The sequence below is a fragment of the Nocardia sp. NPDC050406 genome (assembly GCF_044459025.1).
GTDB lineage: Bacteria > Actinomycetota > Actinomycetes > Mycobacteriales > Mycobacteriaceae > Nocardia.
In genome coordinates this window covers 291,238-303,329 of sequence record NZ_JBITIM010000003.1, presented here as the reverse complement: position 1 = coordinate 303,329, position 12,092 = coordinate 291,238, and the positions used below count along the sequence as shown (strand labels likewise).

At 69.3% G+C, this 12,092-nt stretch carries 10 protein-coding genes and 1 pseudogene; 7 read left to right on the top strand and 4 right to left on the bottom strand.

Going from position 1 to position 12,092, the window contains the following annotated elements:
• Nucleotides 1-68: 68 nt before the first annotated feature.
• Both ACIBH2_RS24960 and ACIBH2_RS24955 read left to right on the top strand, forming a co-directional pair.
• Entirely contained in the window at nucleotides 69-1,049 is a 981-nt protein-coding gene (locus tag ACIBH2_RS24960) for a helix-turn-helix domain-containing protein (RefSeq protein WP_397121576.1), read from the top strand.
• Nucleotides 1,050-1,137: 88 nt separating this feature from the next.
• A complete protein-coding gene (locus tag ACIBH2_RS24955; protein WP_397121574.1) occupies nucleotides 1,138-2,103 on the top strand; it encodes a nitrilase-related carbon-nitrogen hydrolase in 966 nt (321 codons plus the stop codon).
• Between the two features lies 1 nt (nucleotide 2,104).
• Here ACIBH2_RS24955 and ACIBH2_RS24950 read toward each other — a convergent pair whose 3' ends face one another.
• Entirely contained in the window at nucleotides 2,105-2,440 is a 336-nt protein-coding gene (locus ACIBH2_RS24950; protein WP_397123002.1) for a metal-sensitive transcriptional regulator, read from the bottom strand.
• Between the two features lie 115 nt (nucleotides 2,441-2,555).
• Between ACIBH2_RS24950 and ACIBH2_RS24945 the strand changes: the two are divergent.
• The 4 genes and pseudogenes from ACIBH2_RS24945 to ACIBH2_RS24930 form a co-directional block, all read left to right on the top strand.
• A pseudogene (locus ACIBH2_RS24945) lies at nucleotides 2,556-2,762 on the top strand (barstar family protein); the annotation flags it as partial.
• 279 nt (nucleotides 2,763-3,041) lie between these two features.
• Entirely contained in the window at nucleotides 3,042-3,857 is an 816-nt protein-coding gene (locus tag ACIBH2_RS24940) for an S-methyl-5'-thioadenosine phosphorylase (RefSeq protein WP_397121571.1), read from the top strand.
• Nucleotides 3,858-3,977: 120 nt separating this feature from the next.
• A complete protein-coding gene (locus ACIBH2_RS24935) occupies nucleotides 3,978-5,297 on the top strand; it encodes an NAD-dependent epimerase/dehydratase family protein (protein ID WP_397121569.1) in 1,320 nt (439 codons plus the stop codon).
• 21 nt (nucleotides 5,298-5,318) lie between these two features.
• On the top strand, nucleotides 5,319-5,879 hold the full coding sequence (locus ACIBH2_RS24930; protein WP_397121566.1) for an NADPH-dependent FMN reductase: 561 nt from the start codon (nucleotides 5,319-5,321) through the stop codon (nucleotides 5,877-5,879).
• Here ACIBH2_RS24930 and eccE read toward each other — a convergent pair.
• Nucleotides 5,867-7,522, bottom strand: a complete 1,656-nt coding sequence (eccE, locus tag ACIBH2_RS24925) for a type VII secretion protein EccE (protein ID WP_397121564.1) — start codon at nucleotides 7,520-7,522, stop codon at nucleotides 5,867-5,869. The genes ACIBH2_RS24930 and eccE overlap by 13 nt on opposite strands.
• A 128-nt stretch (nucleotides 7,523-7,650) precedes the next feature.
• On the opposite strand from eccE, the gene eccB reads away from it, so the two are divergent.
• The gene (gene eccB / locus ACIBH2_RS24920; RefSeq protein WP_397121562.1) at nucleotides 7,651-9,132 is read left to right on the top strand and encodes a type VII secretion protein EccB; all 1,482 of its coding nucleotides are present in this window, start codon (nucleotides 7,651-7,653) and stop codon (nucleotides 9,130-9,132) included.
• Here eccB and mycP read toward each other — a convergent pair whose 3' ends face one another.
• Both mycP and eccD read right to left on the bottom strand, forming a co-directional pair.
• A complete protein-coding gene (mycP, locus tag ACIBH2_RS24915; protein ID WP_397121559.1) occupies nucleotides 9,133-10,539 on the bottom strand; it encodes a type VII secretion-associated serine protease mycosin in 1,407 nt (468 codons plus the stop codon).
• 14 nt (nucleotides 10,540-10,553) lie between these two features.
• Nucleotides 10,554-12,008 carry a type VII secretion integral membrane protein EccD gene (gene eccD, locus ACIBH2_RS24910; protein WP_397121556.1) on the bottom strand — a complete coding sequence of 485 codons (1,455 nt, stop codon included), beginning with the start codon at nucleotides 12,006-12,008 and terminating at the stop codon, nucleotides 10,554-10,556.
• Nucleotides 12,009-12,092 lie beyond the last annotated feature (84 nt).

Here is a 12,092-nt window from a genome sequence, read left to right as displayed (position 1 = left end):
CGGAAGTCCCGGATCTGACAGAATTCTCCGAATCATCGAAGTACATACGGTGCAAGGTGAGTGCGGAATTGGATCGATCAGCGTCACGGCGGATCGAGCTGCAATCCGACGCCGAACGTCCGACGCCGGACGTATTCGAGGAGTGGGAGGCGCGGCTCAGCGACAGCTACGTTCCGCTCGCGACCTCACCACTTCCATCTGGAAGTTTTCGAGGCTACATCGATCTGGCGCGCTATGACGATGTGGAATTGTCCGCGGTCGGATCGACGCCGCAGCAGGTCCGCCGCACCAACGGTTTGATAGCGCGCGGGAATGACGAATATCTGCTCGCCACCATTCAATTGCGCGGGCGCGCGCGGTTGCGTCAGGACGGCCGTATCGCCGAGGTGACGCCCGGCACGATGGTGTTCTACGACAGCACGCGGCCCTATCAGTGGGATGTGCTGGACGACTGGGAAATGGCGGTGGTGCGCGCACCGCTGGAACGCCTGCGGGAACTCACCGGCCTCGCCGACGAGGAAGTGCCCACGGCCACCGCCATTTCTCGCGACAGCCCCGCCGGGGTGGTGGCGCGATTCTTCCGGGAATTGGCCGATCTGCAACGGCGCGAACCCGACCAGGCGGCTCTGCTCGCCACCGCGTCCATGGAGCTGCTGGCTTCCGCCGTCACATTGGCCGCGGCCGGGCGCGCGCCCGAACAGACGATGGATGTGCTGACCCGGCAGCAGGTACTGGACTACATGCGCGCCCACTGCGCCGACCCCGAACTCACCGTGGATCGAATCGCCGACGGCTGCATGATGTCTCGGCGCACGCTGTACCGGGTGTTCGACGATTTCGAGGAGGGACCGGCCGCGGTATTGCGGCGAATGCGCGTGGAACACGCATGTGAAATGCTCGCGCGCGACCCCATGCTGCCCATATCGACGGTCGCCGCCGCCTCCGGATTCCTCACCGAGCGGCATTTCTATCGCGCCTTCCGGGTCGAAAAAGGCACCACGCCAGCCGCATTCCGGGTCACAGGTATGCCTGGCACGGACGGTCGGTAACCCGGCACGGATAGGCATTGTGCGCGAACGAGCCGCGTAAAAGAATTACCCCTCGAAGGGTACTGCGGGAGTCGCCGAGGGAGAGAAAGTGCGGGTCGCTGTCGTTCAAGCAGAGCCGAAATGGCAATTGCATGCCGGAATCGAACACGTTGTCGAATCGATCGGTGTCGCGGCAGCGGCGGGGGCTGAACTCATAGCATTTCCGGAGGCATTCGTGCCCGGCTATCCGTGGTGGGTGGGCGCCGATGGGCGCGGCGCCGCGGAATCGGTCGCGCACTACCGGGCCAATGCCATGACGCGCGATGGCGCGGAAATGCGCGCCGTCACCGAAGCCGCACGCGCGCATGGAATTCACGTCGTACTCGGATTCGTCGAGCGCAGCGATCGCCGGATATTCATGACGCAGGCCGTGATCGACGACAATGGCGCGGTGCTGTCGCTGCGCCGCAAACCCGGGCTCAACAGCCTGGAGCGCCGCGTATTCAGTGCTGGCACACCGGGTTTGCCGAATGTGCACCGCAGTAGGATCGGGCGCTTGGGCGCACTGTCGGGGCAGGAGAATGTGCGCCCGCTGTTCACTCGTGCCATGCGGGCCGACGGGCAGCAGATTCACGTTGCCGCCTGGCCCGGATTCCCGGTCGCGGACGCGGTGGCCGGGATCGAATCGCCGACCACCGCCAGCCGCCTGTACGCCATCGAGGGTGGTTCGTTCGTGCTCGCGCCCTGCGCGGTGACGGGTACCACCGATCTGCCGGTGCTCGGGATGAGCGCGCGCATGGCGCGGGGCGGCGGCTGCGCCCGCATCTACGGCTCGGACGGCGCCGAATTGGCGACGCCGCTCGCCGAGGACGAAGAGGGTTATCTCTACGCCGATCTGAATCTCGGTGTGTCCCAGGTGGATCCGACCGAGCGGCTGATCAGGGAAGCGCTGCGGCCCGACCGGCCGATGGCGGCGCAACCCGAAGAGGTGTCGGTGCGCCGCCATCGTGCCGGGCGGGAGCCGGTGGCGCCGGACCGCGGCCGTATCCGCTTGGTCGGTCGGGAGAGCGCCTAGTTCAGGAGCGCACCAGGCGCGCGATGGCGTCGGTGGCTTCCTTGATCTTGGCCTCGGCCTCCGGGCCGCCCGCGATGGCCGCGTCCACCACGCAGTGGCTGATGTGATCCTCGAGCAGGCCCATGGCGACGGCCTGCAGGGCCTTGGTCATGGCCGAGACCTGGGTGAGGATATCGATGCAGTACTTCTCCTCCTCGACCATGCGCTGCAGGCCGCGGGACTGGCCCTCGATTCGGCGCAGGCGCTTGAGGTAGTCGTCCTTGGCGGTGATGTAGCCGTGGGTGCCGTGCTCGTGGCAGGACTCCGCCTCTGTCGTGGTGGTCTGCTCGTCGGCCATCGACATGCCTCGCTCCCGGCCGCAGTGGCCCTCGCCCATCAATACCCCCCTAGGGTACACGGGAAGTATTCGCTTCACCACTCGAGTGGCCGCGACTACGCTGCCCCCTGTGACCGTGGTGTATGTGGTCGACGGCGGGGCGGTGCGCACCCTCGAGGACTTCTGGCGGGTGATCGGCGCGGCGGTCAATGGCCCGGGCGGGTACTTCGGCGGCAACCTCGATGCGTTGAACGACTGTCTCAGGGGCGGATTCGGCACACCCGATGACGACGATTTCGTCATCGAATGGCGCGATCACGAGCTGTCTCGCCAGGCGCTCGGATATCCGGAGACGGTTCGGCAGCTGGAGACGAGACTGCGTAAGTGCCATCCGACCGGTCGGGCCGGGGTCGCCGCGGACCTGGCGGACGCGCGGGCCGGGCGCGGTTCGACGGTGTTCGACTGGCTGGTGGAGATCATCACCGGGCACGGTGCGGAGAAGCTCAGGCTGAGGTGACCGCGGTCGCGCCGCCTGAGATGAACGCCGCCGTGCCGCCTGAGAGGAACGCGGTCGCGCCGCCCTGGCAGGTGGACGCATGCACGGGTGCGCAAGAATCGGGGCATGAGTTCGGATCCTCGGGCCACGCTGGCCATTATCGGCGGCAGTGGGTTCTACGACTTCTTCGGCGACGACGCGACCACGGTGGAAGTGGAGACGCCCTACGGTGCGCCCAGCGCGCCCATCACCATCGGCGAGGTGGAGGGTCGCTCGGTGGCGTTCCTGCCTCGGCACGGCCGCAAGCACGAGTACTCGCCGCACACCGTGCCGTACCGCGCGAACATGTGGGCGCTGCGTTCGCTGGGGGTGCGGCGGATCTTCGGCCCGTGCGCGGTGGGCAGTCTGCGCGCCGACTGGGGACCGGGCACCGTCGCCGTTCCGGACCAACTCGTCGACCGCACCTCCGGGCGTGAGCAGACCTTTTTCGACGCGGGCGGGGTGCACGTCGCCTTCGCCGACCCCTACTGCGCCGAACTGCGGACCGCCGCCATCTCCGCCGCCGTGCCCGAACTCCGGCTCGAGGACCACGGGACCATGGTCGTCGTGCAGGGCCCGCGCTTCTCCACGCGCGCCGAGAGCCGCTGGTTCGCGGGGCAGGGCTGGGAGCTGGTCAATATGACCGGCCACCCCGAGGCCGTACTCGCCCGGGAACTCGAAATGTGCTACAGCGCAATCGCTCTCATCACCGACCTGGATGCCGGTCTGGAATCCGGACACGGCGTGAGCGCCGCCGACGTCTTCGCCGAATTCGAACGAAACCTGCGGCCCTTCAAGGCACTGGTTCGCGGCGCCGTGGCCGCCGTCGAGGGCGACGACACCTGCGAGCACTGCCGGGTGCACTCCGGCACGGGCGTGAAGCTCCCCTTCGAGCTGCCCTAGCGCCACCGCTCCGCCCGCACTCTCGCCGACCGTCTCCGACGAGGCGAAACGCCCTGCGGCCGATCGAGATTGCGGCTTCGCCCGTCGGCGCTCGCCGCCCTGGCACCTACGCTGGAAGGCATGAGTGCGGGTGGTGTGCGGGCCGAGCGAGAGCGTGTGTTGTTGACCGGAGCGGCCGGATACATCGGCGCTCATGTCCATCGGGCTCTGCGCGCCGCCGGACATGAGGTCGTCGCCGTCGATCTCATGTCCGAAGCCGTCCACGGCCCCAACGCCACGCCGCCGGAAGGCGTTTCGCTGCTCGACATCCGCGACGCCGACGGTCTCGAACAGGCGCTGCGCGGTATCGACGTGGTCTGCCACCTCGCCGCCGCGGTACCGCTTCCGGAGAGCGAGGCGGCCGCCACCGGTGAACTGCCGCCGACTCCACGGGAGGCGAGCGAACCCTCCGGCGATCGCGGTGGGTCCGAGGCGCGGGACGCGTCGGCGGACGGCTCCGGTCCGGCGACGGATCAGCGCTCGCATCCCGACGGCGGGGCGAAGCGCGGCGGTGGCCTGTCGCCGACCGACCCGCAGGCGCGGGTGGTGCGTCGACCTTCCGCGGCGACGGTCGGCGGGGCCGGGGCATCGCCGCGGGGGATGCGGGGTGCGCCGGTGTTCGTGGCGCACAACGATGTCGGGACGGCGGTGCTGTTGGCGGCCATGGAGCGCGTGGGGGTGCGACGGCTGGTCTTGGCGTCCTCGGTGGCGGTGTACGGGGAGGGTCGGTATCGGTCGGTGCGGGGTGGGCCGTTCTTTCCCGCGCTGCGGCTGCGGCGGGACCTGGATCGCGGATTGTTCGACCACCGAGCACCACGGACAGGGGATATCTCGACGTGGGAGCCGCTCGGTGAGGACGCGCCCCTGCGCCCCCGAAGCGCCTATGCGGCAAGCAAACTGGCGCAGGAGAACTACGCGCTGGCGTGGTCGCTGAATCCGGGGGTGTCGGCCACCGCCCTGCGATACCACCACGTGTACGGCGAGGCGGTCGAACCGGTGCGGTCGGCGGAATCCGGTGTGGTGGCGCGGTTTCGCGCCGACCTGCTGGCGGGCCGAGCCCCGAAGCTCTTCGAAGACGGCGGCCAGGTCCGGGATTTCGTCCACGTCCGCGATGTCGCGGCGGCCACCGTAGCCGCCGTCGAACGGGCCTTGCCCGGATTCGTCCCCCTGAACATCGCCTCCGGTCGACCGGTCACCGTCTGGGAGGTCGCCGCCATCATGTCCAAAGCCCTCGGTGGGCCGAATCCCGTGGTCACCGGCCAATACCGCCTCACCGACATCCGTCACCTCGTGGCCAACCCCGACCGTGCCCGCCAAGCCCTGCATTTCGCACCCCGAATCCTCCCCGCCCACGGCCTGGCCGCCTACGCGACCGGAGCGGCGGACCGCCGCCCCTCCTGAGCGTCCGGTTAGGCTCGCGCCATGGACGATCCGTTGCGGCTCGAGGTAGTGGTGGCCAGTACGCGGCCGGGGCGGTTCGCACCGGTGGTGGCGGAGTGGTTCTTGCGGGCCGCGCGGGCGGACGGGCGGTTCGATGTGGGGGTCATCGATTTGGCGGAGACGCCCCTGCCGCCGGAGCTGACGGAGACCCCGGAGGTGGAGGCGTATCGGCGGCGGGTGGCGGCCGCCGACGCGTTCGTGGCGGTGACCTCGGAGTACAACCACGGGTATCCGGCGACCTTGAAGACGGCCCTGGACACCGCCAAGCGCGAATGGCGTGCCAAGCCAATGGGATTCGTGAGCTACGGCGGCCTGTCGGGCGGTTTGCGGGCGGTCGAGCAATTGCGACAGGTGGTCGCCGAGATCCACATGGTGTCGATTCGCGAGACCGTCAGTTTTCACGAGGCCAAGCGCAAGTTCGACGCGGCGGGGGAGACGAGCGACGGGGCGGCCATCGACGCCGCCGAGCGATTGTTGCGCCAATTGGCTTGGTGGGGCCGCACACTGCGCGCGGCGCGGGCGGCGGATCCCTATCCGGGCTGACGGGACAGCGCGTGCGCGCCGCGGGGGCGACCGATGTAGGTTGCCTCGCTGGGAATGGTGACCAGGGTGAGCTCCACCCGAGTCGTCCCGGTGCGCAACACGATTCGGTTTCCGGAGGCCCCGGGCTGCTGGATCGAGAGGTCCGGTCGCGCTCCCGGCCAGCCGAGCGGATCACCGGTGAGATAGATGGTCGTGATACCCGCGTGCGGCGCGGGCGCGAGCACCCCGTCCACGATGGTGGCCGTGAAATCCGCGTCGGACTGATGGGTTTCGACCGCGATCACCAGTCGCTCCGGATTCCCGATGGTGGTGACCAGATGCTCCCACGAATGCGGCCGATCGGTGCGCACCAGCACCCGCTCGCCGATGGCCAGGGCGCGGAACACCAACTGCTGCGCCAACCACAGCTCCCCGGCCACGTACACCCGCGAAATACCCTGCCCCACAAGTCGAACCGCCACGCCGCTGCCCTCGGCATCGGAGCCGAGCAGCTGCCCGCACCCCGCCGACGGCAGATGCAGCGCGCCGATGCCGTCGATGGGGAACTCGTCCATCGGCACCGTGGCGTCGACACCGGGCGCGGCCAGCGGCAGATGCGCGCGCAGCCCGTCGCGATGCCGCCCGTTCATCGAGATCATGTGCCGCTGCAACGGTTTCTCCGGCAGCTCCCGCATGGTCAGCCGCCATGCCGCACCCACCCGCACGGTCTGCGCCGTCCGCCCCCGCCGCAATCGCACCGCCACCGTGGTGCCGCGTGTCTGCGGCACCCACACCTGCGCCAGTACGTCGGCGCCCAAGCGTCGCGGATCGACGGCCGCACCGATGTTCACGCCATTGCCGACCTCGACTCCGCGCCACTCCTGGCTGAGTTCGCGCGGGTCGAGCCCACCGGTGACCACGACCGCCGCCTGCCTGATCTCCGGCGCGGTGAGAATGCGCGCCGCGCAGTCGGCCTCCGCCAGGGTGCGCACAATGCGCTGGGTCGCGATGGTCACCGCCCGGCAGGCCCCGTCGAGTCCGCCGCCGCGCCGTGCCGCGGCGTCCGGACAGATCAGCGGGTCGAAGGCGATGGCGAGCCACACCGTGCGATGCGCGGTCGCGGGCAGCGGCCCGAGCAGTTTCTCGTAGCTGGCTCCGGCGGGAGTGCCGGAGCGACTGCGGAATCCGTGCGAGATGATGTCGATTCCTGCCAGCAGAATGTCGTGCTGTTCCAGCGCGTGCGCGAGTTCGGGCAGCGGCAGCAGGTGGGAGGCGCGCACGGTGCCGGAGTCCAGACGTGTGAGTCCGCCGCGCGGCGGCAGCGCCTCGATCACCGCCACCACTCGGCTGCCGTCGCGGTACAGCCCGATGGTGCGACCGTCGGCCGTGCGGAAGTCGAGCGTGTCGCCCATGCCGGAATCGCGATCGCGGCGGTAGCGCCACCAGGTGCCGATCCACGAGGAAACTGGTCGTTTGCCTAAGGGGGTGATCAGCAGCAATCCCACCGCCACGCCGACCGCCAGTGCCGCCCACATCGGCGCGCCGAGGGCCCACACGGTCGACCCGAGCGCCATCCCGGCCACTTGCGCGACCAGCAGACTGCCCAGCGTGATCCATCCGAACAGCGGACGCGGCGCGGCCCCGCCGAATGCGGCCATCATCATCCCCAACTACCGGAGTCGGCGAGCTCGCGCGGGCCGACTGCGAACGAATAACCAGGTGCGATAGGAATAGGCTTTCACGGGAACTGTACTGTGTGGCTCGAACTCGATGACTCGTCGGGGGAGCGTTCATGCCTTCAAAACCCACCACGCGCTCGCAGGTCAGCGGGTACCGCTTCCTGGTCCGCCGGATGGAACATGCCCTGGTGCGCCGGGACGTGCGCATGCTGCACGATCCGATGCGCTCGCAGACGCGCGCGTTCACGGTCGGAGTGGTGCTCGCGCTGGTGGTGCTCGCCGGTTGCGGAGTGTTGGCTCTGCTGCGGCCGCAGGACAAGATGGGCGGCAGCGAGATCCTCATCGGCAAGGACACCGGCGCGGTCTACGTGGTCATCGACGGCGTGGTGCATCCGGCGCTGAACCTGGCCTCGGCGCGCCTCGCGGCGGGTGAGGCGGCCAAACCCGCCACGGTGAAGGAATCCGAACTCGCGAAGAAGCCGCGCGGCCAGCTCCTCGGCATTCCGGGCGCGCCCGCCTCGCTGAACTTCGACGACAGCGGCCAGGGCCGGACCTGGACCGTCTGCGACGCGCTGTCCAATGACGGCAGTCGCGAGCTCACCACCTCGGTGCTCGCCGGTGATTTGGATCTGGGGGACAAGGCATCCCCGCTGGCCCCCGGTGCGGCGCTGCTCGTTCAGGGCCGCGACGCCACCTATCTGGTCTACGACAATCAGCGCGCCCGGGTGGATATGAACGACCGCGCGGTCGTCGATGCCCTCGATATTCGCGGTATGACCCCGCGCCCGATCAGCGAGGGGCTGCTCAACGCCATCCCCGAGGTGCTGCCCATCGTGGCGCCACCCATTCCGGATGTCGGTGCGACACCGGCTTATTCGCTCGGCGACCACCGCGTCGGCGATGTGGTGCAGGTGCGCACCGACGACAAGTACTACGTGGTGCTCGCCGATGGCCTGCAACCGATTTCGCGGCTCACCGCCGACCTGATCCGCAATACCTACCGGTCCACGCCCGCCGATACCTATATCGCCCAGGCCGACCGCACCGCCGCGCCGGTCTCCTCGGCACTGCGGGTCTCGCACTATCCGGCCACCGCGCCGAGCATTGTCGACGGCAAGGACCAACCGGTGGATTGCCTGTCCTGGCAACCGATTCCGGTGGCCAACGACAAATCCGACGGCAGTATGCGCGCCGAACTGACCGTGCTCACCGGCCATACCGTCCCGATTCCGGACAAGGCCCGCCTCGTACCGTTCGCCCAAGCCGACGGTTCCGGCCCGGAGGCCGACGCCTACTACATGCGTCCCGGCGCGGGCGCGTACGTGCAGGCCACCGGTATCGAGCCGGACAGCCAACGCCGCGACAGCCTCTTCTACATCTCGGATTTCGGTGTGCGCTACGGCATTTCGGGCCTGGACGCCGCGAAGGCCCTCGGTATGGATCCCGAACACGTACAGCCCGAACCCGCGCCGTGGCCGATCATCGGGCTGCTGGCCCCCGGCCCGGCCCTGAGTCGCGAAGCGGCCATGGTCGCCCACGACGGCGTCGCCCCCGATCCGAATCCGGCGAACGAGCCGGTGAAGGCCCAGAACTGATCAGGAGTCGCGCACACCGAGCCTGCGGCGCACCGGAAACGACGCCAGCCAGCCCAGTATCAGCAGCACGATGATCACGCCGGTGCCGATGAGCGCGACATCGCGGGCGGTGTGATCGGGCGGCGGTGGCGGGGCCGGGATGGGCAGTTGCTCGCTCCTGGCGGCGCTGGGTCGCTTGGGCGGCAACTGATTCGGCACCTGCGCGGTGAGCGCCGCGACGGGATCGACAGCGCCGTAACCGATATACGGATTCCATCCCTCGGCGGGTGCGTGCGCGGTGGCCTCGATGCGCTCGATGACCTCCTGGGCACGGAGTTCGGGGAACCGGGACCGGACCAGAGCGGCCACCCCGGAGACGTAGGGAGCCGCGAAACTGGTGCCGCTGTAAGGAACTCGCTGCCCCTGATTGGTGAACTTGGCGGTGGTGAGACCGGAGCTGCGCGGATCGAGGGAGACGATGTTCTCGCCCGGCGCGGCGACGCCCACCCACGGTCCGGGCACCGTGAATTTCGACGGCTGGCCGAAGGAGTCGACCGATCCGACGGAGAGCACGTAGTCGTCCCACAGTGCGGGGGCCACATAGGACGAGATGTGATTCCACGGGTCCCGGTCGGGATGCAGCGGATCGAGACCCGGATTGCTCGCCTTGCAGGTATCGGTATTGCCCGCGGAGGTGACGATCACCGCGTCCTTCTCCAAGGCCGCGTACCGCACTGCCGCACCGAGCATTCCGAATTCCCGGCTGTCGGGTTGAGTGGTCGGGCAGGCCACCAGCGAGATATTGATGACCCGCGCACCCGCGTCGGCGGCCCGCCGCACCGCCGACGCCAGCGCGGAGATCTTGCCGTAGCCGTCGGGCATATCGTCGGGCCCCTTGTCGCGGCCCGCGCCCTTGGCCTGGTACTGCGAACTCGTCTGGCGAATGGTCAGGACCCGCGCCTCCGGTGCGACACCGGCGAAGCCCTGGCCCGGAATCCGCGTGGCGGCAATGAGTCCCGCCACCAGGGTGCCGTGGGCGTCGCAATCCTCGGTGCCATCGCCACCGGCCGCGACATAGTCGCCATCCGGAAGCAGCCCCGGCAGCCGAGGATGCTCGGAGACGCCGGTGTCGATGACGGCCACCAATTGCCCAGCGCCACGGGAGAACTGCCAGGCGTGCTCCAGATCCAGCGAGCGCTGTGCGGGCGGAATCGTCGGCCCCTCGCCGCCGGACTGCGTACTGACGCACGGCGCGTTCGCCGGATGCTCGGTCTCGGTGGGCGGGGCGGCCGGACCGCCCGGGGGCAGCAGACCCGGATCCACCGGCGGCGGCCCCGCCTGCGCGGACCCGATGCCGAGCAACACGCTCGAGGCCAGCACCGCACTCGCCGTGATCAGGCGGAGGGGCGTGAACGCACTGGGGGACAATGTCGACACTCGAATCAGAGACCACGGACGAGCGAGAAGAGCTGGGCCACCCAGAACACCAGCGGAACGACGGCGGCCACGCACGCGTACTCCAGCAGTTCCACCGCGCGCCGCATGGGCGGGGTGGCCTGCTGATTCGGCACGATGATGCCGAGGACCAGCGCGACCACCAGCACGAGCATCGCCGCGCCGAAGACCGTCAGCGGCTGCCGCAGCGTGAAGGAAGCGCCGACCAGCACCGCCAAGACGATCGCCGCGCCGCCCGCGATCAGCATCACGGCCTGCTCCGCGCCCGCGTAGGTGCGACTGCGGAACATGAGGACGGCCGCGCACACCAGCGCCAGCGCCAGCCCGGGCCAATAGACGCCGTCCCCGGTCGGATCGGCGGCGGCCAGCGCGCCGACCGCGGTGACCACGGCGGTCGCGGCCACCAATCCGGCCAACAGTTCGCGCGCGCGTTCCGATTTGGCGCGCAGCGCCTCCAGGGTCGGCAGTGCGCGGTGGTCGTCGGGGTCGTCCTCGGTGGGGTCGATGGGGGTGCCCGGCGCGGGCACCGGCGGCAGCGGCAGTTTGGCCAGCAGCATGGAAATCCTTGGCGCCAAGGACAATCCGATCAGGCCGAGCCCGGCCGCGCCCGCGCCGATGGCCCGCACCGGCAGGTCGGTGAGCAGTCCGACGAGCGTGGCGGGCACGGCGTAGACCGCCAGCGTGGTGACGCCGACGAACAGGCCGGGCCCGACACCGGAGACTCGCCACGTCAGCACGGCCACGGCCCCGGTCAGCGCCGCACCGAGCAGGACATTGGCCCAGCCGTAGTGCTCGGGGACGAAGAGCATGCCCGCGCCGCAGGCCGTGGGCAGGGCACAGCCGCCGAGGACCAGCGCCGCACCGGCGTCGTCGTACACGCGGGCGAGCACCATGCTCGCCACCACCAGCAGCACGGTGACGAACAGCGCGACGGACCCGCTCACCCACCCCGGCGCCGCGTCGGGTGCGACGAGCAGCCCCAGGCAGCCCACCAGGACGGCCAGGACCGCGAGAATCGACCCGGTCAGCCGGGCGGTGCGGGGCGACCAGCCGCGGTAGTGGTCGGCATCGGCAATGGCGACGTTGTACATGATGTCGTCGAACAGCGGTGTGGGAGCGGTGTGTTCGGCGCTCTCCAACATGAGCAGTTCGCCGTCGCGCACACCGTGCTCGGCCAGACTCAGCGAATTGGCCAGCGGCGGTTGGCCGATGCGGGCCAGCACCCATTCGTGCGGTTCGAAGTCCTCGCCGCCGTGGTCGAAGTCGTTGGCGTGTTGCGCGACCATATCGACGACGCTGGGAATGACGAGAGCGACCGGCACGTCCAGGGGAATGGCCATATCCACCTGGGTGTGTTTGGCCAGAATGGTGACACGCGCGAGATCCGGCGCGCGAACCAGTCCGCGAGCGTCGTCCATCTGATCCATTCGCGCGTTGGTCACCGTGCCAACTTTCGTTTCCACCTCATTTTTCGGCGAACGTCAATTCGCGGCGATGCCGGGGGATATGCAGAATTGCTGCCCGCA